The organism is Nocardia sp. NPDC006982, assembly GCF_042869435.1.
Classification (GTDB): domain Bacteria; phylum Actinomycetota; class Actinomycetes; order Mycobacteriales; family Mycobacteriaceae; genus Nocardia.
Genome location: NZ_JBIAFV010000035.1, coordinates 1 through 23,426, shown reverse-complemented (window position 1 = coordinate 23,426; position 23,426 = coordinate 1). Strand labels below are relative to the sequence as shown.

Below are 23,426 nucleotides of genomic sequence, written 5' to 3'. Positions count from 1 at the left end.
GGGCAGGGCCTTTCAGCTCAGCAGAGATGCCAGATCGGTCAGGGCCCCGATGCGGGCAACGGCGGGGTGCGCCGGGGCGGCGCTGTTGCGGACGAGGTGGATGGCTGCCCAGCCCGCGGCCAATGCGCCGTCGATGTCGAAGCGGGCGCTGTCGCCGACGTTGAGCAGGTGGTGCGGCGGCAGGTCCATCGCGGACTCGATCGCGCGGAAGGCGGCGAGCTGCGGTTTGCACGCGCCGATCTGCCAGCTGTGCAGCACCACTTCGGCGAGAGCGAAGTACGGCGGGTGCGCGGGCCGGTCGGCGGGGTCAGGCCCGATCGCATTCGACAGCAGGCAGATGCGGAAGCCGAGCCCGGCAAGGTGTTCCAGGGTGGGGATCGCATCGGGAAACAGCGGCGGATCGGCCATATCGGCGACCCGCAGGCGCAGCCGGGCAGCCACCGTGTCAGCTGCGTGCGGGCGGCCGCACGCGGTGGCGAGGATCGCCGCCAGTTCACCGGTCGGCGTCCGACGGGTCTTGGCATGCTCGATCAGCAGGTCACGGACGTGCTCGACCTGCGCGTCGAGCAAGCCGGCTAGTTCGGCTGCCAGGACTCCGCGGGGCATCTGCACTAGGACCCCGCCGATGTCGAAGCAGATCGCGCGGATCTCACGCTGCGGCACCGGCGTCTCCTTCGGCGAAGCGGTAGCCGCTGGTCAACCCCGCGACCGTGCGGGCGTCGAGGTGCCCGGCGACGGGCACCAGCGGCTTGAGTTGATGGTCTTGGCGCAGCGGTTCCAGCGTCAGGTGGTACTCGATCGCGGGGACAGCCTCGGCGGGTGCGCTGGATGCCAGCGCGAGCGCGACCGCCAGGCCGGAGCCGTGCGGCAGGCTGCGGATGCCCAGTCGCGCGGCCAGTTCCACCATCGACAGGGTGTGGGCGAGCCCGCCGCACCAGGTCGGGTCCGGTTGCCAGATCTGGACATCGCCGCCGAGGGTCCGCAGCTGGTCGGTGGGCTCGTAGTCGTGTTCACCGGCGGCGCGCGCCAGCCCGTGCCGGGCCAAGTCCGCATCCGACACCGGGTCGGGCTCCTCGACCCAGCACACTCCCACCTCGGCCAACACCGGCAACATCTGGCGGGCGTAGTCGGCGGACCACCGGCCGCCGACGTCGACGCAGATGCGGGCCTGCTCGCCGGCCGCCTCGCGGAGGCATCGCAGCCGGGCCGCGTCCGCACGCGGTGTCTCACCTCGGGCCGCGCCGGGCAGCCCCCATTTCTGGGCCCAGAAGCCCTCGCTGACGAGCCAGGCGGCGACGTCGGGTGCCAGCGGGTGGTCGATGTCGAGGCCCAGCGCCGTGGCATACACCGGGATGCGATCGCGTCGCTCACCAGCGAGCAGCCCGCCGACCGGAACACCGGTCACGTGGCTTCGCAGATCCCACGCCGCCAGCTCGACCGCCGACACCGCCAGGCGCAGATGCCCGCCCTGGCGGTGCCGGCCCTGCGGTGCCAGCGATGCCATCGCCCGCCAGGCGGCGAGGTCGCGGCCGATGACGGCGGGAGCGACCTGATCGAGCGCCAGCCGGGCCACCGACGCCGCCACCGGCCCGAACCAGCCTGTCGCGCCGGTGTTGTCGACGACTCCGACCGCCATCCGAATCAGGTTCTCCGGCCACGGCTGGGCCGCCGGGTGGCGCCGCGCGGGCCCGGCCCAGTCGGGCAGGACCTCGGCCGCCGCGTGGGCGGCGGCAGGCAGCGGGGGCAACATCCGGGTGATGACGTCGGTGATCGTGCGAGCCGTCATCTTCAGATCCTGGTCCCGGTCAGTGGCTCGTCGGCGAAGCTGAAGTACCACAGCGGCCGGTAGTTCTCCCACGGCTGCGGGCGCAGCCCGGTCGGCCCGAACAGCTCCTCGATCTCACGGCGCGCGGCCAGGTAGAACTCGATGTCGCGAGCCCCGTCGGCGAGGAACACATCCATCATCGGGGTGTGGGACTGATAGACCTGGAATCGCGGAAAGGTCGTTGTCACGTCGACGAATTCGGCGAGATGCCGGGCCGCAACATCCAGCGGGTCCAGGCCGATGATGTAGGTGAAGTCGGTGCGAACCCCAGCCGCGACGGCGTCGCCGAGTACCCGCACCATCTCGGTGGGGGTGAGTGCGGCCTTGGATTCCTTGAGGATCAGGTCGCGCTTGGTGAAGGCTTCGGCGGTCAGCGTCAGGTGGAACGGCCCGATCGCGGCGGCCTCGGCCAGCCCTTCGGGGGTGGTCAGCACGCTGGACAGGAAGTGAATCTCCCCACCGCAGTTGTGGGTGGTCATCGCCTCGCGGACCTGCCGCAGATGCGTCAGCGCGAGTTGCTCGAACCGAAAACACCCGGTGCACACGGTCACCTTCTCCACACTCGACAGGCCCCGGCCGGGTCCGTCGTCGACCAGCGTGGAGAAGTAGGCGTTGAGGTCATCGAGAGCCAAGCGCGGATCGTTGGCCTCCTCGAGCGTGTTCGGGCAGAACACACAGCCGGTGCATGCGCTGCGCGCGTTGGAGTTCAACGTCAGGACCCGGCCCTCGTTGCGCCAATACCCGAGCACCGCGTCGTCGGCCTCGGCGACGTCGATGACCGCGACCTGCTCGCCACCGAGCAGGATCCTCGTGTCGACCAGCTTGAACGGTGACCGGCGCCGGCCCAGCGACAAGATCATGTACAGCTGATCGTCCGGGCGGGAATTCAGCCGCAGCCGAAACCGCAACCGCGACACCCCGATATCGGCGTCCAGACCGCACGCATTGAGCGCGATCAACATGATGTCGTCGGCGTCGATGCCCCACCGGGTGGCGAGTCGTTCGGCGTCGGTCCTGGTCTCAAGCATGTGTACCTACCTCTTATGGCCGGTGTCAGTGGATATGTGTGCCTGGCATGGTTCGTCGACGTAGAACAGGTTCGAGACCAGGTCGCTGTACTCGAGCTCGAGCTCGGCGAGCTGTGTCCACGCCTGATGCATTCGCTCCGAGCGCGCTCCGGACGCCGCCAGCTGACGCATCGCCTGTTCGGCGGCCGCGGCCATCCGGTCGATCAGCACGCCGATTGTCTGCGGATAGGTGATCGCCAGCAGCGGTTCGACAGCGTTGGTCAGGACGTTGATTCGAGTGATGAATTCCATTCGGCGGCAGTCGCATTCCGCTGCACGCGCTGGCGACTCCCGGCGCGAGGCATGCAACTGGACCAGCTCGCGCGCCCATGAGCAGATCGGGTCCGGGGCATCCAGGCCGCGACACATCGCGATCAGCAGGCGGTCCCGGGCGGGCAAGCGGCAGCGGCGTTCCTGTGTGATCGGCGGTGTGCGCACCGGCTCTCCTCCCACCCAGCGACTGCCCTCGGTGGCCCCGCTCGAAAAGCGGTGCACGGGCTGACTGGTTCTCACACGGTACCTATCCGCCTGGGGGTTGTCCACCAGGTGGATAGGTACCAGGTGGCGGGGGGAGTGCGGATATCCGCTACCACTCCGGTAACGTTTCTGCTATGGCCAAACAGCCCGAATACCTCTCGATCGCAGCCACCCTTCGAGCCGAACTGCTCGCCGGGGACTACGACGCCGAGCCACTTCCCGGCAACGCCGACCTGGCCGAACGCTTCGACGTCAACATGAAGACCGCTGGGCGGGCTGTCCAACAACTGGTCGCCGAAGGACTCGTCATTGCCCGGCCTGGAATGCGAGCGATAGCCACCCCGCCGGAGCTGCGCGGCACCCGATGGCCGATGAACGGCCGCTACGCGCGTGCCCGCGCTGCTCGCGGACTGATCTTCGCCGGCGACGTCAACGGCAACATTCGCAAGGACACAATCAGCCGCGAATGGGTATTCGCACCCCTACCGATCGCACATCTGCTCGGCGTTAAGGAAGGGGCGCGCGTCTTCCGCCGCCACAGCCGCACCTTCATCGACGACGTCGCGACCGAGGACACGATGATGTTCTTCCCCGAACAGGTCGTCCACGCTGCCCCCGACCTCGAAACCGCCGAGCGCATCCAGGTCGTCGCGCTCGTCGAAGATGCCGGACACACCGTGACCCGAACCGCCAACGAGATCCGTGCCCGACACGCCAACCCCTCCGAACAGGAACTGTTCGGAATTGACGCGAACGGCATCGTCATCGAACACATCCACGGCACCTACGGCGCAACAGACGAACCGATCGAAGCCGTCATCAACGTTCGTCCCGCACACGGTGGCGCCATCACCTTCGACACCTACGAAGCACCACTCGACAACGATTAGAAGGAGCCTCGATGCCCACCACCACGACCGTCAGAAACCGGCTGGCTATCGCGCTCGACACCAGCGATCTGGACACTGCGGTGTCCATCGCGAAGGCTGTGCAACCCGACATAGGCATCGCCAAAGTCGGCCTTCAACTGTTCAGCGCGGAAGGGCGTGTCGCCGTGCGCGCCATGCAGGACCTCGGCATGGACGTCTTCCTCGACGTCAAACTGCACGACATCCCCAACACCGTCTACGGGGCCAGCACCGTCCTCGGAGCCCTCGGCGTCCAATTTCTGACCGTCCACGCAGGCGGCGGAACGGCCATGCTCGAGGCCGCGGTGAAGGGACTCGGCGAAGGCGCGAGCAGCGTAGGATTCGCAGCGCCGACCGTGCTCGCGGTCACCGTGCTGACCAGCGCGCCCGACGCCTCACCCGCGCTGCTCAACGAGCGACTGGCCGATGCCGTCGCCGCCAACTGCGGCGGCGTCGTCTGCGCAGCCACCGACCTGTCCATCATCCGCGCTGCGGCACCCGACATCTTGACCGTGGTGCCCGGCATCCGCCCAGCTGGTGGTGCGGTGCACGACCAACAGCGCGTCGCGACGCCAGCCGAAGCCATCCGCAGTGGCGCAAGCATTCTCGTCCTCGGCCGGGCCATCACCGCCGCGCCGGAACCGGCCCAAGCCGCACGGGCCATCGCTGAGGAAGTCGCGCAGGCACTCTGATCGAAACCCGGCCGATCGTCGAGCGCTCGAGATGGTCGGCCGGGTTTCGTCAACCTGCGGGAATGATCAGTCCTGGGCTCCGACAATCGGAAGCCAAGCGACAGCATTGGGACGAAAACTCTGTCGCTCGGGCGTCAGGTCTGAGTAGTCGTCGAGGCTCATCATGGTGACGCCGACCAGTTGTGCGTCACCATCGTCCTGTGTCGGTGACGCTCCAATACTGACCCGGTGACGCCGTGGACAGAACAGGTCACGATTCGACCGACATTGACACAGGGTTCTACAGGCGCCGACTCATGATGATCGCGTCCCAGAGTTCACCGTTGCGCCGTCGGTAGTGGGCGCGCAATGTGCCTTCGGTCTCGAAGCCAGCGCTGTGGTAGAGCCTGATCGCGGGTAGGTTGTGCGGCCAGACCTTCAGGGTCGCTTTGTGGGCATGATGGTGCTTGCACCAGTCGATTAGATGGTTGAGCAGGGTGCTGCCGACGCCCACGCCTCGGTGGTCGGCCGCGATCATCATGGTGATCTCTGCGACGCCCGGTGTCGCGAAGTCGGCCGTTGCGATCGCTATGACACCGGCGGTGCGGTGGTCGGCGACGATGACGCCGGAGGTGTCCGCGGCGATCTGCTCGGACAGTCGGGCGGCGGTCTTGTCTTCGTCTATGGGAGGTTCGGCGCCGATCCATTTCTGTTCGGCCGCCACTGCGACGCGCAACCGGACCAATGACGGCACGTCCTCGACGCGGGCGGCCCGGATCAATACCTCCGCAGTGGCTTTGTTGGCGTTCGTGTGTGTCGGCAACAGGCTGGTGATGATGTTCTTGCCGATGAGGGTGGCTTCGAGACTGCGCAGGATCAGTTCATCGCCGATGTCGGAGAGGTGGATTCCGTCGGCGAGCCAGGGGCTGAGGCCACCGTCGCGTTCGCGCAGTAGCGCGGCGGTGGTGACGAACGCGCCCCAGTAGTCTACGAACATCGCGCCGGCCTCGTGGGCGGTCTTCTGTGCGGCGAGGTTGTAGGTGAACAGGTCCTCGTTGATCGACACCGCGTCCGGACCGAATTCAGGGCTGAGGGGAGGTGCGGCAAGGCAGATCACCCGCCGTGCTCGTGTCTGCAGGCGTTCGAGGATCGCTCGATAGTTTCGCGTGAACTCCTCGATATCGACAGCTTCATGATCGCGGCCTTGCGCGCGGCGCAGCACGTCATTGGTTCCGCACTCGAGCAGGGCCAGGTCCCCATCGACGTCTACCCCGGTGACATCCGCGAGTAGGTCCCGGCTGGTGGCACCGCCGCGGCCGTGATTGTGGATCGTGAACGCCACGTCGGGAAGCTTCATTGCCAGGACGGTTTCGAGGCGAGCCACGAACCCGGCGTTGTATCGACCATCGACGGTCACCGTGGCGCCGGCTTCCGGCAGATCGGTGAGGTCGGTCAACCGGGACGAGGTCGCGACCAGGTGCTCGGTGTGGCTTGTGCCCCAACAGCGGACCACCACAGGTAGGCCCGGTGGTGCGGCCTGTGGTGGCCACCGGTCGGCGTCGGAATCGAAGGGCATGGCGATCGACGGTGAACCGTTCGCCGTGGTCTCGTGCGGGGAGTCCGGGGTGATGTCGGCGTAGATCGTGTCGACGATGTCTTCGAGAGCGTGGGCCGCGTCGATGCGTACCTCGTCCACGAACCCGAGGGGGTCCCATCCGTGGTACCAATTGCGCATATCGTCGCGGTCGAACTCGGCTGTCTTGGCGCGCCGCCCGGAGTGACGCTGCACGGTGTCGGCGAAGGTGAGGTCGAAGGCGTAGAAGCATGCCCGCTCCGCGGTAGCGGCGAGTTGTTCCAGCATGGTGCCGTAGCGGCGTGCGGTGAGGATGCCCTCCACGACGACGGTGAGTCCGCGTTCGAGGCCGAGCGTGGCGATGCCGCGTAGGAGGTCGATGTTGTAGCCGCCGGTGACATCGGATTCGCGGAGGAACTCCCGTCGCACGACATCCTGACCGATTACCAGGCACCGGCCGCGGTCGAACCGGCTCTGCAACTGGCGGGCCACGGTTGTCTTTCCGGAGCCGGAGTTCCCGCGAATGACCACGAGCCGACCGCTTTTCGCGGTCGCTGAACCGGCTGGCGTTGCCACCGCGAGGGCGGTCCGGATGCGGTCGGCCAGTGCTGCGAGCTCCGGCGGTGAATACGCCAGGATGCCGTTTTCTGCCGCCACGGCGTGGAACTGCTATTCACGGTAGGGCACGCCGGGCGGCAACGGCGCGATGTGCCAGTGAACGTGCGCGTTGCCGTCAGCCGATCCCATCGAGAACAGGTACAGGCGTTCGGGATTCATCGCTTCGGCGACACCCCTGGCCACTGTGTGGACAGCGATTGCAGTCGAAGATATTCCTGCGGCGTCAGGTCGCGGGCGACGTCCTCGACGTGTCGGCGGGGCACCATCAACACATAGCCGGGCAGCGTCGGGTACTTGTTCAGGAAACCGACATGTTCGCCGTCGTCATAGACGGTCTCATGCTCGAAACCAGTTGTCCCGGCGAGGAACTCGCAGATGAAGCACGGCCCGGTGCGCACCCGTGTCTCGTAGCCCGCGGTGTCCATCGGGACGCGTCGCCGTCGCATCTGAGCGGCCTGGTCGGTTGACGCGTCGGGTTTGGTGGCGATCAGATGGAAGAACCGGGCGCCCTCCAAGTACGGGCGGCGGTCGGCCACAGCGTTCTCCAACCGCAGCAGCTTGTCGAAGAACGCTGGATCATGCTTGGCTTCGTCGTCGGCGATCAGATCGCACACGGCACGGACCCCGTAACGGCGCGGCCGATTCATCCCCGCGCCAAGGACGTATCCGACGACTTCGTCTGCTGTGCGGGAAGCGTATTCCAGACCGTAGACGGCCGACTCACGCTGGCGGGTGTCCAACAAGCGCAGCGCCTCGTCGAGATCGCTTCGGCGGACCGCGGCGGCCAATGGGTCGCATAAGGGATTCGGCGCCAGAATCGACATCAGCCCACCGGTGCTGAGCAGTCCCACCAACTCGCCGATCACCAACGCGGGTTCGGCGATGTACTGAACCACGTTGTGCAGCAAGACGATGTCATAGAGCCGGTCGCGCAGATCTGATGCCGGCTGGCGTATGTCGGCGGCATGGCATTCGATTCGGTCTTCGACACCGGCTTGCGCAGCGCGTGCGCGCGTGGCGTCCAACGACCGGCTCGAAGTGTCCAGCACCGTAACGTGGTGGCCCGCCCGTGCCAGCCGCACCGCGTCGATGCCGTTGCCGCCTCCTGCGTCCAGGACTCGGACCCGACGATCCGGCAAGTGCCGGGCCAGGTTAGAGAACGCCTGCTCATACCTCAGTCGACCCCACGGTGTCTCCTGATATGACGTGAACTCGTCCAAGTGACGGTCGAACTCCGACAATGCCCCTGCCTCCCACCTACAGTGTTGCCCGTGGACGTGCCCCAACCTGACACGTCCCGGCATCGACTCCCCAGTGCCCCGCATCAGATCCAGTAGCGTCGGATCAGCGTCCCGTCACTCCACGGCTCAACCGATTCCAGTGTGCCGCCGCAGGATTCGATGATCCGGCGGCTTCCCTCGTTGCCTTCGTCGCACGTGATGAACACCCGCTCGATGCCCATCCGGTGCGCGAGATCGAGACTCTGCCGCAGGATAGCGCGGCCGTGGCCTCGGCGTCGGTGTTCGGCGAGGACGGCGTAACCAATATGTCCACCTCTGCGAGCCAGGTAGTCGTTGAGCGCGTGCCGGATGTCGGCGCGGCCGACGATTACGTCGTTGACGGTGGCGACCAGAAAGGTCGCGGGAACAATGCCGTTCGGCAAGTTACGGCCCCGACGGTAGTCCTCGAGCACATCGAGGTACTGCTTCCAGTCCATCGCCGGTTGCAGACCGAGAGCGAAGTCGAAGCCGTCCTCGACAGCCATCACCTGGTGGGCTGCGCGTACGACCTGCTCGTCGCAACTACGAGGGGAGCGCAGAGTCACGTTACCGATGCTGGGACCGTTGACCGACATGGGCAGACGATAAGTCCACGGGATTGCGCAGTCGATCGCTTTCTCTATGTTCGACGTTGCGTCATCTCTGACGGCGGTTGTTCACGAATCTCGACGCCGCCGTCAGTCGGCAAGAGGCGTCGTTCACGAACAACTACGACAGCGCCCGACGGGCTCCGGCGGACGCCCACCCAGCGGCATTTCCATGTGCCCAGTTGCCCTGACCGGCATTACTGCTCCCTTGGGGGAAAGCCCCTGTCTACTCGCGCCCAAGCGCCCCCGGGCGCGGGTCACCAGCAGCGCGAGGCGCGTGTGCGGGTTTGCGTGGACGGCTCGACTCCGGGCCGGTCGCTGTACCCGGGGGCCACCTGTGTCGCGGTCCCGTATGTTGCAGGTGCTCGGTGTGTCAGTGCGTTCGGCTAGCGTGAGGCGCTATGGGGTCTGTTGTCGATCGCGACAATCACCGCAACTGCGCCGGGGGATGCATGCTCACTCTGTCGGCGGCTGCGATTGCCAGGCGGGAGTCCACTTACAAGCTGGACTTGTTCCAGCTCGACGATCTCCTCGCGCTGGCCGGCGGGCTCTGCATGATCTGCCAGCATTGCCACGCCATGGTCATAGACACGACGACGCGCGCCGAGCCGCAGTGTCCCCGTGGGGTCGTGTGCAGGTTCTGCAAAGATCGAATCGCCACTTATGAGGGCTCCTTTGGGGATGAGGTCCCCTTCACGGCCCGGTGCAGGTGCATGCCTCGCGACGATCCCGAGTGGGAGCCACGGATCGCCGCCGCGACAGCGCAATACCTTCACCGGACCGCGGCTCTGGACTCGTGCGCGACCAACGCCGAACGGTACGACATGCTGATCGGGGACCTGGCTGCACACGGTCGTGACCCGCACGGAGTCTGGAGCGGCACACCGCTGACCGAGCTCCCGCTGCTGCCTGTGCGGAACAGGCTTGCGCCCGATGACTATGGAGGGATACCCCCGCTGGCCCGCAACCGGTGCGAGGGTAGTTGCCGCGCTCACGCCGAGCACCTCTACATCGCATGTTTCGACGAGCCGACCATGCTGCGAGATGCCGACACCATGCAAGCGGTACTGCATTACGTCGGATGGACACGGCAACATCCGCCGCTTCGGAGGGTCAGTCAGCACGGCCCGGCGTGTCGCGAGTCCCTGGTGGCGATCTTGCCCGGCACCCTGGCGGAGGAAGCACACCTCAAAGCCGAGGGTCGCTGCCCGAAATGCGGCCAGCCGCTGCACTATCACTGACCGGACCCGAGCCTGGCACCGTGCAGCGCCAATTCATAGGGCGTGCAAAGTCTGCGCACTGGAACGTCCTCAACTCGGCATCGGCGCGTGTTTCTCGGCAGGTGATGGATGCTCGGCTGACCGGACCCCGCCGTCGACATTCGCGAACATCTCCGAAGAGGCGCAAGCGGCGACACGCCACTGGGATTCGCGAACAGCTGACCTCACGGTCCGTGGAAAGAGCCAATCGTGGCTATCGATCCGCAATCGACCAGTTCAGCTGACAGCAGTAGCTCAACCGCGGCGGACCCCTGCGGCGACCGGTGCCGGTGACGATGGGAACGATGACCAGTTCGCCCAGTCCAGCTCTATCGCGATTGTCCGGCCACCAGTTGCATCGCAGACCCCCAATGAGGATGCGTAGTGGAAGCGGATGGACACGGCGCTAGGCCGGGTCCCGACTGATGCGCCGGCCGGAATCCGCGCCAGATTGCCCACGCCGATCGGCATGGCGGACAAGGGTCTGTGACTGCGTGCAGCCAGTCTGTGGTGGCTACTCCGTCCATGTCGATCAAAGGGCGAGCCGCGTGGGGGTCTTGCCTGGAAAAGGATCTCGAAGTGACGAGGGACAAGCGGCGCCCTGTTGACCGGACTATGTACTCCCCCGGTGGCGGTGGCGCGACCTTACTGGAGAGGGGTTTTCGGGGTCACGCGAGTCGCGCGCAGGGGCAAGCCGTCATTGGCTGGCGGTCGGACAAACACATGAGCTGATCATTCGGCTCAGAAGACAACGATGCATTCATGCGTGCGCAGCGGATCAGCAGACTGACACACGCGTGTCGGTGACAGCGGTACGGGAACGTAATCATCGAATACTCGAGACTTCGGCGCAGGATGGCTAGGGTTATTGACGTGAAGGCAGTAGCACAGGCGAGCCAGCCGCAGTTCAGGGCTGAGGCCGATATGCTTCAACCCCTCATCGATGCAGCGTCAGGATTCGGTCGGCAATCGACAGTGCTGTTCGAAGTGCCTTGCACCGCAGGTGTTCCGGACATCGTGATGCTCGAACTCGACGACCGAGCCTGGCGTGCGAGGGTCGGCGAGGCGCCGCTTGAGGACTTCGTCGATGTGCGGGTAATGGTGACTACCGCCCAGGTTCGCAATCCGATGGCCACGACCTGGACAGCGAATTGTTTCGCGCAATGTGTCGGTGTGACGGCTGCGCATCTGCGCAGAACGGTGCTGCCGCGCCTGGTGGAAGGCGGACACTTGCGCGAAGTCGCGCACGGATGGCAGCCGACCTATCGCTACCGGTCCCTCGCGCGCCGCGTTGTCACAATCGAAGCGAAGCTGCGTGACTGGCGTGGTGCTGTGGCACAGGCTGCTCGCCACACCACGGTCGCTGACACCGCGTGGATAGCTCTCGATGACGCATCCGCTGCTGCGGCACAAAGGAATTCAGACTGGTTCTGTGCGTATGGTGTCGGCTTGGCCACCGTACGTGTCGACGGCACCGTGAGACATTGCATCAAACCCGGCGCTCCGCGCACCAGCAGATTCGAGCGTGAACTTCTTGTCGAGCGGTCGGTGGCGCTGCACCAGGCTGGCCAGGTGTCAGGCGAACTGCCGTTCGTGTTCGGGCGGACGCTCCTCGCGACTACAGGATCTGATCCCAGACTGGTAGGTGTCGGGGCACATTAGGTCCGACCAGGGGCAGCCCGGCGGCGGCCTTTTGGGCCGCACGCGCAGTGCGGCGTACCGCGGCTGGACGGGACCGACCGGTTGTCACTTCGATGGCCGCGAGGCGACCCATCCAATACAGGTGATGAAGCTCTGCGAGTTGGTGATCCCAATCCGGCTTGCTCCACAGCAGCGGGCAATAAGGGCAAGTGCACTGCGTGTATTGCTCGTCCGCAGAGACCACCGCATGTGCCGAGCGTTCGACGGTGTGCAGCAGTAATGGCTCGAAGTACCGCTGAACCCGCTCGACGTACCCGCTCCCGCCGCGGGACTCCTCTCGGAACGCGTGTCCAGCACCGGCGAGGCTTGCGCCGAATCCTGTAGCTCCAAACCCGAGTTGCAGCCAGCCCGTCAGACCCGTTTGGGGCAACAAGAGCACGCGGTCTTCATCGGATGCCAACTGAGCGAGCCGTTTGTAGCCGTCGAGCAGTTTCCTATCGACCGGCTGATGGAAGGTCGGCAACGACGACGGCCACTGCACCCGGATGTACCACACATCGAACTGATCCTGGTCGATCAATCGCGCCAGCAACGCATCCCGCAGAATCGGATTCGCCAGCCATTGCTGGGATATGGTGAGGTTCAATGCGAGTCGCTCCGCAGGTCCCAGCTGCGCGAGTGCGTCATCTGCCTGCTCGAAGGCGATATCGAGCGAACTCTCGGCGTCGGCGGGGTCCAATGCCTGCCCCGACGAGAGCAACAGATTCGCACCCACCGCCCGTTGCGCGTCGAGTACCTCGGCGATATCGAGCTCATCACGAAGGAGGTAGGGCACTCGCTTGGGTGCGTATGTGTTGATCGTTTTCACTTTGAGAAGGTCCGCATCGCGCAGGTAGCAGGCGGGATCAGCGATTCGGATCGAGGCAGCCTGGCAACTGTCGAGCCACTGGGCATGTGCAGGTTGCGCGGCGGAGGGAAGAAGCACGGCAGCGGCTATTGCGAGCAAGCTGTCCGATGCGCCTACGACTGATGCCAGTAGCCGAGGGATCGATCCGCGGTGGTGGTGCGGACAATGCACGATCATCAGCGGCGACTTCCCGCTGAGCGCTTCGTCGAGGCTCGGCAAGGCTGTCGTGAGCTGGTATTCCCCTGGTGCGGCTGATCCGGCAGGAAGGACAGTGCTGCCGGCCCCTGGGCCGCTCAGTACCACCCAACCAGAACCCGAGGGCGCGGGTGCCGCGACGCGCAACGGGTCCCGGTCCGGTGTTCCCGCCATCTCGATCGGATCGAGACCGATGTCGGGGGAATACGAGTCGTCGCCCTCATCGTCGGAACCGAAGTTCGAGTCGTCCATCATGGGTTGACCCCCAACCGCTTGAGATTGGATCGGGCGCTGCCGCGGTCGTGCTCCGCGAAGCACACCATCCTGTCGAGGACCGACCGGGTATCAGCAGGGAGGCTGACAGGTAAAGGCTTGGGCCCCTTCTTGATAGCTTCGATCGCCTGGTCGTAACTGTACGTCTGGTCGGGTCGCAGGAACGGGTGTTCTCCGGCGATGGCGGCACGGACCGTGACGCCTACCGCGAAGAGGTCGGCCGCCTTCCTCGCGCGACGTGCGGCCAGTTGTTCTGGTGCCATATACGTGGCGGTACCGACGAGGCCGGGGTACTGGGTGAAGGTTGTCTCGGACGCCGATTTCGCCAGGCCGAGGTCCAGGATCACTGGCTGATCCCACTGCCCACCGCGGAGGGCGATGTTCGCCGGTTTGATATCGCGATGGATTGTGCCGTCCGCGTTGTGCAGAGCATGCACACCGGTCAGCAGACCGGTCAACAACGTAGTGACCTGGGTCGAGTCGGGTCGCTCCCCAGTTTCGATGCGCTGCTGCAGATCGCCGCCGTCGATGTACTCGAACGTCAGCGCTGGAAGGTCCTTGCCGCCCAGTCTAATTGCATCCGCAGAGTGCAACCGAACTACAAAGGGGCTCGATACCCTCAGTAACCCGGAGACTTCACGTCGAACGCGCTCCGGAGGGTAGCCGTCCTCGCAGATCACCTTGACCGCGGTATCGCCGACTCGCCAAGTATCGCCGAAGGTGCCCCTACCGAGAAACTTCGCATCAGATGCGCCAAGAGCCGCGGCAACCTCATCGGCTGAATGACGTGCGTTCATCTCACCCCTGCAAAACCACGCTGTCACCGCAGCCACGAGCCGTGTCTGAAAGCGGATGCAGCAAGCCGAACCTGATTCCAGCAACGCGATCTTGGTTTAAGCCATCGCCGAGAAAGAAGTCTAGCGCCAAGCCTCTTACCGACTGGCCGTTGACACGCGAATCCAAGTCCACGCGAGTCTACGTGTCGAACTCAGACTTTGCGCCGAGGCCCGGTACGTGTGGGCGGCGAGGAGCAGCCAGGTCCAGCGGTCGGTCGCTTCGGGGCTGCGCAGCTGTGGCCGGGTCCAGCCAAGTGTCTGCTTGAACAGTCGGGAAGGTGTGCCCGTTATCGAAGCGGCGCAGAAACATTCGCCGACAGCGGTCTTCACCGTCGGCAGTGGCGTCGACGCCCGACCACCACAGCCAGACGGGCTCGTTCACCCGCCGGAGGGTAGGTGGTCGGCGGTCAGCCGGGTCAGCCATATCAGGCCAATTGCAACCGCGCGATGGATCTTGTGTGAAATGCTGGCTTGCAACATCTTTCGGGTGAGGGGAAGGGAAGCAGTGTCTGGCGCCAGCGGGGGTATTGAGTGCGATGAGTTTCATCCAGCGTATCTGGTTGGCCGCTATCTCGCCTTGGCAAAGCGCATCGCTGAGGATGTGCAATCGCGTGGTCGTAGCATTGCGGCACCCGCAGTGGCTGATTGGCATCGGGCGGAGGAGATTTCACAAGACTCAGTCTCCGCTCTGCACGCGCACCTCAACGCGGATTTGCGTGCCGTCGAGCGCGGCGGCCGCGCTGAAAAGGCCAGGGCCTACGGCCTTGCGCTTGTTGAGATTACCGCTGCGATCTGTGCAGTGGCTTCGACATTGCCTGGCCGGTTGATCTTGGTGTCGACGCCGTATGCCCGGTTGCAGCGTCGGCTTGGGTTCGAGGATCAATGGTTCGCGTTGGCGTGAGCCGCGCCGCGAAGCCGCTATGGAACGGCTGCTCCGGCGGCGGCAGCAGGTCCGTGGCAGCCCTGCGGAATCGGGTCTGCGCCGGACGACATCGCGCAGCGGTCCGCCGCGGTGATCGGCGCTGCCGCTTGTCCCATTAGATGTGGTGGGCGGCGTCTAGTCACAGTGCATCGTCCATCGAAATCGTTGCGGTTGCCATGCTCGACAAGGATTAGGCCGCCCACTGCGCGCCTTCGGCGCGTAAACAGCTCGGGTGTCGGTTTTCTCGATCACGCCCAAAGGGGCGTGCTTGGGCGTCCACATGAACGTATCGGCGAGGTCCGGCATTGGGTTTGGCACGTGCGACGCGAAACGTGCTTACTGGTCTGCCGCCAGCTTCCGCGTTCGGGATTGTGTCGGTGTTGGCCGATACGCTCGCCCGGCAGGCTATCTCGATCACTGCAGCCTGCACCGATTGGTGGGAGGGCGAGTGGTGAGTGATGTTCGGAGACAGATCACGGAGTTGTTCTGCACCGCAGCCGAGTTGCACGATTACACCGCGCAGGTGATCGCCGACGGCGAGGTGACGGTGACCGGCCCGACCGGGACCACGGTCTATTACCTGGAGAACCTGATCCGCGAGGTCGCCGCCGCGCCACAGGGGGACTGGACGGCGTTGGTCGCCGACCACCTCAGCACCGGACTCAGTCACGGCGAGGTCGACGACGCCGAACCGCTGGAGGCAATGGATTTCGCCAATGTGAAAGCATTGGTGCGCACCCGGCTATACCCCGACAGCGTCCACGACCAAATTGCGTGCGTGTGCAGGCCGCTGGCCCCGGGGCTGGTGCAGCGCATCGTGCTCGACAGTGTGCACACCATCTCTCCGGTGACCTACCGGCAGCTTGCGGGCTGGCCAGTCGAAGAGACCGAGGTATTCGCGCTCGCGGAGCGCAACACACGCGTCGATGGTCTGCTGGACGTCGAGCGGGCCGACTTTCCCGAGGACGCCCCGCCCTGGTTCCTGCTCAAGGGCAACGATTACACCAGCGCCCATGCACTTTGGCTGGGTGACTATCCCGACGTCATCGGCCGAGCCGGTGCGATATTCACCGTTCCCGCGGAACTCAGCATCTACGCCGCTCCGATCGAGGGTGTCGACGTGCTCGCGGCCGGGGAGATCCTGGCATCGCTGACTGCGCACCACTTCGCGAACGATCCGTGGCCGACCAGTCCGCACCTGTACCGATGGCATGACGGCAATATCGAGCTGGCGGTGTACGTCGAACCAGCCGACAAGGCCCTCAAGCTGCATCCCACCGACGAATTCCGGACCCTGCTAAACCAGCTCGCAGCCTGAGCACCGCTGTGAACAGGTATCGCCGCGGCCGAACCCAGCTGGCCCGATCGCGCGATGAGGGTGACACGGCCGGAACTCGCAGCGGTCGATGCCGTCGAGGCCCAAGTGCAGATGCTCGACGTTCGAGCCGAAGCCTGCACGGGTGCACCTCCTGTCGGCGAGCCCGCGCGTGAGTCGAAATCCCGATGCGCCGCGAAAACACCGTAACAGCAAGCACTTTCGTCACCCGCTGCGAACGACAGGCGACGAGCAGCCAGGAGAGACTCGCTGTCGAGTTGGTGGATGCGTTGGGCAGCAGAGACCGTCGCGCGTTTCGGATCTACTAGGTCTCACGGAGCGTTTACGCATGGACTCGCGAAACGCGGCGGCCGGGCGCGCGGCCTGCCACCGGTGACCGAAGGTCATTGGGCGCACACGTTCAGTATTGAGGCGCGACGCCGCGCCTGTGCGTGGATCGGTCGCTATATGTGCTCAGTGGCAGGCATGGTGGATGTGGGGGCGGTGATCGGGTCGGTCCAGTACGCGGTATCGCGGCAGTAGTTCGGTGTGGTGTAGGCCGTATCCCAGGCGGCAGCGGGTCCTATCAGGTCCCTCCATGGGGCGACTGCGACGTAGAGGACCCGCATCGAGTTCAGTGCTGCGTAGTGCAGTGCGGGCCCATCGGTGCTTACGGCGTCCTCGGCGACGGCGACCTCGAAGTTGTGCTCAAGGCCTGCCCGCACGGTAGCTTCGACGCACACGTTGGTCTGCAGACCGGCGACGATGAGTTGTTTGTGGCCGCCCAGGCGGGCGTGCTGGGGGACCGACACGCCCTTGTGGCAGCGCGCGCTCGGAATCCGCTTGTCCGAGCCAATCATCGGCGAGCTGACCGAGCTGGTCGTCACCCAGGCTGGTGATCTAGTGGGCAGGATCCGGTTCGAGATTGACGTCGACTAGGCGCCGTCGCCGGAGATCATGTTGTTGCCTGCGTCGGACATGTGGGAACCCGCCACAGATCAGGACCGGGATCGGTTACGAAAACTGGTGCGGGAGTTCGATATCCGATGGTGAGCGACTGGCATTGCTACTAGCCATCGTATCGGTATGCGCTCTCGCTGACCGGTCGGAGTCGGTTTGGTTCCACATGTGCAGGTCATAGGCCGTCGGTTGCGCACGGGGGCAGGGCGAGGATCGTGGCAGTGCGGGAGGAAGCGATCTGGGCGTCACGCGACCGGTGTATTTGCCGCAGACGTCAGTAGCGATGCGGGCAGCAGGTCTCCGTGCTGATCGCGAACGTGCTGGAGTCCTTCGGTGATGGAGGGGTCGTGTTCGAGAGTGGAGGTCACGAAGTCCAGTCGCCGCTTGTTTTCGTCGATGATGTCTCGCCATCGACGGACGAACCCGCGCACGGTCGGGCGACCCGGTTTCGCGGGCGGAGATAGGAATTGTCCTGTTTCTCGGTATCCCTCTGACACACGGTCGTCGACGAGGTCGTCGTAGTCGGTGCCGACGAGGATGAAATCCCACGAGGATTTCTCCGTAGCGAAGGCCGCCTCGGTGCGAATGGTGTGAACATAACTCTCGAGTTGGTTGAGCTCGGTCTGGCTCAGCGTGACACCAGGCGCTTTGAGCTCGACCACGAGGTGGCGAATGCGGTCGTGTTCTTTGTATTGGGCGGCGAGGTGGAGGTCGACTCGACCGGTGGATCCGTCCCAGCGTTTGACCGGCCTGATGTCGTTGGTGGGCAGTCCCTCGAGTTTTAGATGGGTGCGAAGAACTTCGGTGAGGCCTCGTTCGCTGTTCATGAGGTGGTAGCCCTCGCCGAAGATCCACAGTTCTCGTTCCAAGATCTTATGGAGGTGGTCTCGTTCGCCCACTTGACCAGCGTCATGGGGATCGAACAGCAGGTGTTGAAGTCCGGCGAGGAACTTGTGTCGACTGGTGACGAGGTTCGCCGAACGGATGATGGCCGAAAACGTGGTTTCACTGAGAAGCCGTGTGAGAGTGTCGCGGTCGGCTTCACTCAACGACACGACTTCATGGAGAATCGTTGTCAGCTGATCCGGATTCTGGCGCAATGCATCTCGGAGCAGCGTCAACGTCAGGCGTGCACTGTTTCTATTCCTTGAGATGTGGGGGACCAGGGTGCCCGACACGACGTCGAACACCGCTCGCTCGGCGCGTTCCGGGTCGCTGGCGGGTTCCCCTTGGTAGGGGTATGCGCCGTTTTCCTTCCATTGGACGATCTGCTCGCGCCTGCGTTCACGCCGGCGATGAGCGAAGTGTTCTCGGATTATTTTGCGGACTCCGGCCCAGAGCTGACTCAGTGGTTCCGGAGCCATGTCGCCGAGCCTGAGCAATCCGAGTTGATCGGTGCCCAATCCGGCCCATGTGACGTACGCAGAGTAGGTGAACTGGGGCTCGATGTCGGTGCCGGACTCTTCATATGGGAAATGGTCGGTGTTGGGGCCGAAGTGGATGGCGCGGTGCTTGCCGGAGCGCCATTCGATGATGCGCACGGTCGCCTCGTGCGTTTTGGTCAGTCCGAAGGTGAGTGGGATAACCTGGTCGTGAACGACTTCCTGGGAAGGGTCGAGTGGGATGTTGTCGTAGACGATGGTGAGGTTGCTCTGCTCGTTCAGTAGGATCGGAGCGAAGTGGGCTCGCAGTGTCGCCAGGGCGGTGTCTGCCTCCAGGGGCGCGAGTGAGCGTTGCTCGTCGTTGTGGATCGTCACGGTCGTGCCCGTTTCGGTGGTTGCGGAGTTGGTCACCTCCCAGCCGAATACGTGCCGGTCGCGATGGTTTCCCGTGATGGTGACTTCTTGGCGTTTTCCCGCAGTGTTGGTGCTGACGCTATGCCAGGTCACCCGTGACCCCAATGCGAATGCGCGCAAGCGGCCTTCGCCGAGTTTGCCGTGGAGATGGCGTTTTTGGTTCTTCGTCTTCGTGGCGCGCTTTTTCCATGAGTCGCCGATTCGGCCGAAGGTGGACGTCACTTCGTCGGAACTGATGCCGTGTCCGTCATCGATGACCTGGACCGTGGTGATGGCCCCGGCGTTGTCGCGCTCCAGTATCACGCGGGTGGTCGTGGCTTCGGCATCGACGGCATTCCACACGAGTTCGATGACACCCCGCACGGGGTCTCGCTCGTGCGCTATGCGAGCGACGAGATCGTCACCAGCCTGAAGTATCAGGTCTTCCACAAACCAAGCGTAGCCATCAGCGACTCGCATGGAGCTCGATCGGCCGGTTGGACGCGGCGTGTTTGGGATTTCGCGCACCGCGGGCGAATTCACCACGGGTGAACCGTTCAAGGTCGCAGCATGGCTCATCGACCGGTTAGCCGTCTATGCCTACAAACTTGGCGAGTTCAGTGGGTTGGCGTTGGGATGTGTGCGAATTCCCAGCGAACTCCGTCGGGGTCAGTGACGAAAACGGCGAAATAGCCTTCGCTGTAGTCATATTCGCGTGGCGGGTGGACAACGGTCCAGCCTCCGTCGTTGACGGCGCGGTGCACGGCCTCAACGGTCTCGCGGTCCTCGACTTCCATGGCTGCATGGTGCCAGCCGGGTCGGCCGTGGGTGTGCTGGCGGTCGTCGTCGCCTTCCACGGTGTAGAGCAGGATCTCCGGGACAGGGCCGACCCAGGTGCACAGCTGTTCAGAGGTATGTTCGCGTGTGTAGCCCAGGGCGCCGAGGACCGCGTCGTAGAACGGGGCGGTCTTGGCCTGCTCGGCGGTCGTGATGGCGAGGTGGTGCAGGGTCGGCATGGGGTTGCTCCTTTATGGTTGGGCGGCAACAGGTTCGGGTGCGGAGGCGGTAGTGGTGTAGGCGTATGGTCCGACGAGCGACCGTAGCCGGTGCAGTGCGGTGGGGATGTCGGGCGCGCCGATGCCGATGGAGAGTCCGGCGTCGGGCTGGTAGACCTCGTCGTCGACCTCAGCGAGGTTGAGATGCCATCCGATCACGTCGGAGTTCGCTCGGAGCGTGTCGGCTAGTGCGCTGTGGTGCTGCATGCGGATGCCGGGCCGATATTGTGGCGCCACGTAGCAGCACGCGATGCAGGTCGCTGGGTACGGACCTGCCGCGGTCGCGAGAACATCAGCGCTGAGGGGACGGCTGAGGCAAGCGGCCAGGTGCGCCACGCGTGGATCAACGCCGGTGCGCGCCCAGGCGGCGTGCGCGACGAGCCCGGCACCGGGCCGGACGCCGACGTCGATAACGTGCCAGCACCGGTTGTGTAGGCGTAGCTCGATGTGCAGTGCCGCGTCGATGAGGTTCAAGGTGTCCACGACGGCGGCGAGGGTGTCCGGTAGTTGTGGCAGTTCGTCGATGATGAGCCGGTTGGTCGGGGGCGAGATCATGACGTTGTCGACGAACGGGTGAACCGCGGTGGCGGTGAGCTTTTCGTGGACGGTGACGTGGGCCACCTGTGCATTGCAGACGAGGGCGTCCACGCTGATTTCGAGCGCGGCGTCGCCTTGTCCGAGGTATTGGCGGCGATGATCTGGGTTTGGGTGTCGATGTGGCCGAGGCGTAGAAGTTGTTGGTAGAGGCTGAGATTGTCGTCGACGGTGAGATCGTCGCGGTATCGGTAGACACCGCGCGAGCCCGCGCCGGTCACAGGTTTGAGCACGGGACGCGGCCCCATCGAGGCAACCGCGTCGAGCATGAAACTCCGTGACAGCGTGCCGACGTGGAAGTCGGAGGTGGCTACGTTGTGGTGGCGCAGTGCGGTGTGGAGGCGTGCCTTGTCGGTGACCAGGTTTCGGGCATCGGCCAGCGACCATCCCGGATTCAGCGCGCTCAGTGCGGTGGTCCACCAGTCATCGAAGCCGACGGCGCCAGCGAGATCGCGGCCGTTGTGGCGCGCTAATCGTGTGAGTGCTTCATCGCGCAGTGCGGGTTTGCCGGTTTCGAGGGCCACCAATATGTCGAGGGGGATCTGCTTCAGCACGGTGCCGGCTTCGCGTAGTGCGTTGAGGGTGAGGGCGGCGGGGTCGGGTTCGCCGTAGATGGCGTAGACCGGGCTTGTGCCGCCGGGGCGTGGCGCGGTCATATCGTGGGAGGTGGCCGCCATGGGTGTCTCCTGCCGGGTGGTGTGGGTGGTTGGTCGTAGGCTGGTTCGGGTGGACGCTGAGAGCGCGGATCGGGTCTCGTCGCTGGTGACCGTTGTCCGGCGGGGGCTGTGTGAACACGCTGACCCCGACTATGTGGCTGGTACGGTCACGGCCCGTCGACCGGGCAAACCCGTACTGGGAGTTCGTATTCCGCTGCTGCGGGGTGCTGTGAAGTCGGCTTTGAAGTCCAACTCGGTATCGCGAGGGGATGCGCCGGTGGTGTTCGAGGCTTCGGACATGTTGTGGCATGGCAGTGACCATGAGGAGGAGTTGGCGGCGGCGATGATGCTGCGCCTGGCCGAGTTGAGGATGCCCGCTGCCATGATCGAGCGGTGGGCGGTGTTGCTGGACAACTGGCTTTCGGTCGACGAACTGGGCGGAGTCGTGGGACTGTCGTTGGTCGCCGACCCGGCATTGTTGGGAAAGCTGGGCCGACTCGCGGTGTCGCCCTCGCCGTGGCAACGGCGCCTTTATGTTGTGTCGTTGATCCGGCCGATCAAGTCGGGGCTGGTGCCAGCACGGGTGTCGGGCCTGACCGGGTTGCTGCTCGATGATGAGAAACCTGTCCGCAAGGCCTCGGTGTGGCTGATCAACGAAGCGCTCAAAGCGCGTCCGGACGCCGCCGCGCAGTTCCGTGAACTGCTGCCCGGCCCGCAACCGAAACCGTTGATCCGCATACTCGACCGCGCACTTGTATGACAGCGAAAACCGCTCGACCACAATGTCATCGCTCACAGCACGCGCACTCTCTCGGTTGCCTCGTCGATGACCTCACGTGGTTGTGCGATGCACAGCCGGACCGCAGACGATGATCCGTTGAACACCACACCAGGCAGTCCGACCACACCCGCGTCGGCCGGTAGCTGCCATCCGTGCGATCCGTCGACCGTCTGCAGGTATAGGTGGGTGCCGTCGACGGCCGGGGCGGCGGTGAGATTGTCCGAGGCAGCGACAGCGTCGAGCATCCGTGTTCGCAGCTGACCGAAAAGTGCCATCCGGAGGTCGAGGTCGGTCGCGGTCGCCGGGGCAGCCAGAACCCGTTGCGCTAGATCTTGACCGAGGCGGCTGGTGCACATCGACAGATGGGTCTTGGTCCGGGTGGCCGCCGCGAGCAGGTCCGTGTCGCGTGCTACGAGGCAGCCCACGCGCACACCGGGCAGTCGCAGTAGCTTCGACAAGCTGAAAACTATGATGTCGAGCTCACCCAATGCTGCTGTGAACTTCGCGATGTGCCCGCCGGTCACCGACATGTGCGAGATGTCCCAAATCACCCACCCGGCACCGCTGTTGGCGGCCGTGGGTGTGGTGTGGACGCCGGTCGGATTGTGAGGCGTACACAGCAGCAACGGTTCATGCCCACGCGCGGGCACTGGGCCGGGAACCGGGTAGGGCATGACGCGCAGACCGGCGAGGCGGGCCAGTTCCTCGAAACCCGGAAACGCCGGGCGCGGTATCTGCACGGTGTCGCCGTGATCGGTGGTGCAGGTCAGTGCCAGGAACAGTGCTTCGCTGCCTCCGGCGGTGACGAGCACCTGATCGGGGCCGCACGCCGAACAGATCGGCCAGGGTGCGCCGCAGACCGGGATCACCGGCAACTTGTCCATAGCAGGCCAGGTCAGTGCAGTCCGCCTTGGTGCGCTGGTTGGATGCGGTAGCCAGTGGCGGTGAATTGTCACCGCGTAGGTCGAGCTGTCCGGGATGCACGGGGAAGTCGTCGTAGCTGTAGGCCACGACACCGTCGGCTCGGCGACTGATCCTGGCGGTCATCGCGCGCATTCGCGAATGTGGTTGTGCCACAATGCCCGTAGATCCTCGCAGCGTAGTGAGGTCACCTGCGAGATGCGGGTGACCAGCCACAACGCGGCGGTCTCGATGTCGACGGTCAAGGGCCATTCTCGTGCCCGCCGCGCTGCCTGATTCAGATCCACCATCCAGCGGGCCGCCCCGGAAATCACTCCGCGGCGGCCCGCT

23 protein-coding genes are annotated in these 23,426 nt (G+C 64.9%); 6 read left to right on the top strand and 17 right to left on the bottom strand.

Features of this window, described 5'->3' with window-relative positions; genetic code table 11:
- Positions 1 to 12: 12 nt before the first annotated feature.
- From ACFYOW_RS47230 to ACFYOW_RS47215, 4 genes are read right to left on the bottom strand one after another with little or no spacing between them, the layout of a single operon-like run.
- Complete coding sequence (locus ACFYOW_RS47230; RefSeq protein ID WP_387298365.1) at positions 13 to 663, bottom strand: HAD family hydrolase; 651 nt, start codon at positions 661 to 663, stop codon at positions 13 to 15.
- The gene (locus ACFYOW_RS47225; RefSeq protein ID WP_387298363.1) at positions 650 to 1,786 is read right to left on the bottom strand and encodes a mandelate racemase/muconate lactonizing enzyme family protein; all 1,137 of its coding nucleotides are present in this window, start codon (positions 1,784 to 1,786) and stop codon (positions 650 to 652) included. The genes ACFYOW_RS47230 and ACFYOW_RS47225 overlap by 14 nt, the downstream gene beginning before the upstream one ends.
- A 2-nt stretch (positions 1,787 to 1,788) precedes the next feature.
- Positions 1,789 to 2,853, bottom strand: coding sequence for a radical SAM protein (locus ACFYOW_RS47220; RefSeq protein WP_387298361.1), 1,065 nt, complete (start codon positions 2,851 to 2,853; stop codon positions 1,789 to 1,791).
- A 6-nt stretch (positions 2,854 to 2,859) separates the two neighbouring features.
- Positions 2,860 to 3,330, bottom strand: a complete 471-nt coding sequence (locus tag ACFYOW_RS47215) for a hypothetical protein (protein WP_387298359.1) — start codon at positions 3,328 to 3,330, stop codon at positions 2,860 to 2,862.
- A gap of 173 nt (positions 3,331 to 3,503) precedes the next feature.
- On the opposite strand from ACFYOW_RS47215, the gene ACFYOW_RS47210 reads away from it, so the two are divergent.
- Both ACFYOW_RS47210 and pyrF read left to right on the top strand, forming a co-directional pair.
- Positions 3,504 to 4,259 carry a GntR family transcriptional regulator gene (locus ACFYOW_RS47210; protein WP_387298357.1) on the top strand — a complete coding sequence of 252 codons (756 nt, stop codon included), beginning with the start codon at positions 3,504 to 3,506 and terminating at the stop codon, positions 4,257 to 4,259.
- Between the two features lie 11 nt (positions 4,260 to 4,270).
- Positions 4,271 to 4,969 (top strand): orotidine-5'-phosphate decarboxylase, encoded by a 699-nt coding sequence (gene pyrF, locus ACFYOW_RS47205; protein ID WP_387298355.1) that lies wholly within the window; start codon positions 4,271 to 4,273, stop codon positions 4,967 to 4,969.
- Positions 4,970 to 5,249: 280 nt separating this feature from the next.
- Here the strand turns inward: pyrF and ACFYOW_RS47200 are convergent, their stop codons facing one another.
- The 3 genes from ACFYOW_RS47200 to ACFYOW_RS47190 all read right to left on the bottom strand — a co-directional run bounded on the left by ACFYOW_RS47200 (position 5,250) and on the right by ACFYOW_RS47190 (position 8,994).
- Complete coding sequence (locus ACFYOW_RS47200) at positions 5,250 to 7,178, bottom strand: GNAT family N-acetyltransferase (protein ID WP_387298353.1); 1,929 nt, start codon at positions 7,176 to 7,178, stop codon at positions 5,250 to 5,252.
- 116 nt (positions 7,179 to 7,294) lie between these two features.
- Positions 7,295 to 8,443, bottom strand: coding sequence for a methyltransferase domain-containing protein (locus ACFYOW_RS47195; RefSeq protein ID WP_387298351.1), 1,149 nt, complete (start codon positions 8,441 to 8,443; stop codon positions 7,295 to 7,297).
- A gap of 20 nt (positions 8,444 to 8,463) precedes the next feature.
- Positions 8,464 to 8,994, bottom strand: coding sequence for a GNAT family N-acetyltransferase (locus ACFYOW_RS47190; protein WP_387298349.1), 531 nt, complete (start codon positions 8,992 to 8,994; stop codon positions 8,464 to 8,466).
- A gap of 413 nt (positions 8,995 to 9,407) precedes the next feature.
- Between ACFYOW_RS47190 and ACFYOW_RS47185 the strand changes: the two genes are divergently transcribed.
- Positions 9,408 to 10,247, top strand: a complete 840-nt coding sequence (locus tag ACFYOW_RS47185; RefSeq protein WP_387298347.1) for a hypothetical protein — start codon at positions 9,408 to 9,410, stop codon at positions 10,245 to 10,247.
- Between the two features lie 969 nt (positions 10,248 to 11,216).
- Here the strand turns inward: ACFYOW_RS47185 and ACFYOW_RS47180 are convergent.
- The 3 genes from ACFYOW_RS47180 to ACFYOW_RS47170 form a co-directional block, all read right to left on the bottom strand.
- Entirely contained in the window at positions 11,217 to 11,513 is a 297-nt protein-coding gene (locus ACFYOW_RS47180) for a hypothetical protein (RefSeq protein WP_387298345.1), read from the bottom strand.
- A 370-nt stretch (positions 11,514 to 11,883) separates the two neighbouring features.
- The gene (locus ACFYOW_RS47175; protein WP_387298343.1) at positions 11,884 to 13,263 is read right to left on the bottom strand and encodes a hypothetical protein; all 1,380 of its coding nucleotides are present in this window, start codon (positions 13,261 to 13,263) and stop codon (positions 11,884 to 11,886) included.
- The gene (locus tag ACFYOW_RS47170) at positions 13,260 to 14,162 is read right to left on the bottom strand and encodes a serine/threonine-protein kinase (protein ID WP_387298341.1); all 903 of its coding nucleotides are present in this window, start codon (positions 14,160 to 14,162) and stop codon (positions 13,260 to 13,262) included. The genes ACFYOW_RS47175 and ACFYOW_RS47170 overlap by 4 nt, the downstream gene beginning before the upstream one ends.
- Positions 14,163 to 14,397: 235 nt before the next feature.
- On the opposite strand from ACFYOW_RS47170, the gene ACFYOW_RS47165 reads away from it, so the two are divergent.
- Positions 14,398 to 15,018: a hypothetical protein gene (locus ACFYOW_RS47165; RefSeq protein ID WP_387298339.1), complete on the top strand. Its 621-nt coding sequence runs from the start codon at positions 14,398 to 14,400 to the stop codon at positions 15,016 to 15,018.
- 472 nt (positions 15,019 to 15,490) lie between these two features.
- Positions 15,491 to 16,357, top strand: coding sequence for a hypothetical protein (locus tag ACFYOW_RS47160; protein WP_387298336.1), 867 nt, complete (start codon positions 15,491 to 15,493; stop codon positions 16,355 to 16,357).
- A 461-nt stretch (positions 16,358 to 16,818) separates the two neighbouring features.
- Here the strand turns inward: ACFYOW_RS47160 and ACFYOW_RS47155 are convergent, their stop codons facing one another.
- From ACFYOW_RS47155 to ACFYOW_RS47135, 5 genes are all read right to left on the bottom strand, one after another.
- The gene (locus tag ACFYOW_RS47155) at positions 16,819 to 17,214 is read right to left on the bottom strand and encodes a cysteine hydrolase family protein (protein WP_387298334.1); all 396 of its coding nucleotides are present in this window, start codon (positions 17,212 to 17,214) and stop codon (positions 16,819 to 16,821) included.
- Between the two features lie 345 nt (positions 17,215 to 17,559).
- The gene (locus ACFYOW_RS47150) at positions 17,560 to 19,539 is read right to left on the bottom strand and encodes an ATP-binding protein (RefSeq protein WP_387298332.1); all 1,980 of its coding nucleotides are present in this window, start codon (positions 19,537 to 19,539) and stop codon (positions 17,560 to 17,562) included.
- 167 nt (positions 19,540 to 19,706) lie between these two features.
- Positions 19,707 to 20,105, bottom strand: coding sequence for a VOC family protein (locus ACFYOW_RS47145; protein ID WP_387298330.1), 399 nt, complete (start codon positions 20,103 to 20,105; stop codon positions 19,707 to 19,709).
- A gap of 12 nt (positions 20,106 to 20,117) precedes the next feature.
- Positions 20,118 to 20,765, bottom strand: coding sequence for a hypothetical protein (locus ACFYOW_RS47140; RefSeq protein ID WP_387298328.1), 648 nt, complete (start codon positions 20,763 to 20,765; stop codon positions 20,118 to 20,120).
- Entirely contained in the window at positions 20,696 to 21,415 is a 720-nt protein-coding gene (locus ACFYOW_RS47135) for a hypothetical protein (protein ID WP_387298326.1), read from the bottom strand. Before ACFYOW_RS47135 ends, ACFYOW_RS47140 begins: the two co-directional genes overlap by 70 nt.
- Before the next feature lie 49 nt (positions 21,416 to 21,464).
- Between ACFYOW_RS47135 and ACFYOW_RS47130 the strand changes: the two genes are divergently transcribed.
- Complete coding sequence (locus ACFYOW_RS47130) at positions 21,465 to 22,154, top strand: DNA alkylation repair protein (RefSeq protein WP_387298324.1); 690 nt, start codon at positions 21,465 to 21,467, stop codon at positions 22,152 to 22,154.
- A gap of 32 nt (positions 22,155 to 22,186) precedes the next feature.
- Here ACFYOW_RS47130 and ACFYOW_RS47125 read toward each other — a convergent pair whose 3' ends face one another.
- The gene (locus tag ACFYOW_RS47125; RefSeq protein ID WP_387298322.1) at positions 22,187 to 23,059 is read right to left on the bottom strand and encodes a pyridoxal phosphate-dependent aminotransferase; all 873 of its coding nucleotides are present in this window, start codon (positions 23,057 to 23,059) and stop codon (positions 22,187 to 22,189) included.
- Between the two features lie 159 nt (positions 23,060 to 23,218).
- Positions 23,219 to 23,426, bottom strand: a 208-nt coding sequence (locus tag ACFYOW_RS47120) for a hypothetical protein (protein ID WP_387298320.1), incomplete at its 5' end; no start/stop codon positions are given.

Coding starts and splice junctions, on each gene's coding strand:
- ACFYOW_RS47225 (WP_387298363.1), bottom strand. CDS start 1,786: ATGACGGCTCGCACGATCACCGACGTCATCACCCGGATGTTGCCCCCG.
- ACFYOW_RS47220 (WP_387298361.1), bottom strand. CDS start 2,853: ATGCTTGAGACCAGGACCGACGCCGAACGACTCGCCACCCGGTGGGGC.
- ACFYOW_RS47210 (WP_387298357.1), top strand. CDS start 3,504: ATGGCCAAACAGCCCGAATACCTCTCGATCGCAGCCACCCTTCGAGCC.
- pyrF (WP_387298355.1), top strand. CDS start 4,271: ATGCCCACCACCACGACCGTCAGAAACCGGCTGGCTATCGCGCTCGAC.
- ACFYOW_RS47195 (WP_387298351.1), bottom strand. CDS start 8,443: ATGCCGGGACGTGTCAGGTTGGGGCACGTCCACGGGCAACACTGTAGG.
- ACFYOW_RS47190 (WP_387298349.1), bottom strand. CDS start 8,994: ATGTCGGTCAACGGTCCCAGCATCGGTAACGTGACTCTGCGCTCCCCT.
- ACFYOW_RS47185 (WP_387298347.1), top strand. CDS start 9,408: ATGGGGTCTGTTGTCGATCGCGACAATCACCGCAACTGCGCCGGGGGA.
- ACFYOW_RS47175 (WP_387298343.1), bottom strand. CDS start 13,263: ATGATGGACGACTCGAACTTCGGTTCCGACGATGAGGGCGACGACTCG.
- ACFYOW_RS47155 (WP_387298334.1), bottom strand. CDS start 17,214: ATGATTGGCTCGGACAAGCGGATTCCGAGCGCGCGCTGCCACAAGGGC.
- ACFYOW_RS47145 (WP_387298330.1), bottom strand. CDS start 20,105: ATGCCGACCCTGCACCACCTCGCCATCACGACCGCCGAGCAGGCCAAG.
- ACFYOW_RS47135 (WP_387298326.1), bottom strand. CDS start 21,415: ATGGCGGCCACCTCCCACGATATGACCGCGCCACGCCCCGGCGGCACA.
- ACFYOW_RS47125 (WP_387298322.1), bottom strand. CDS start 23,059: ATGGACAAGTTGCCGGTGATCCCGGTCTGCGGCGCACCCTGGCCGATC.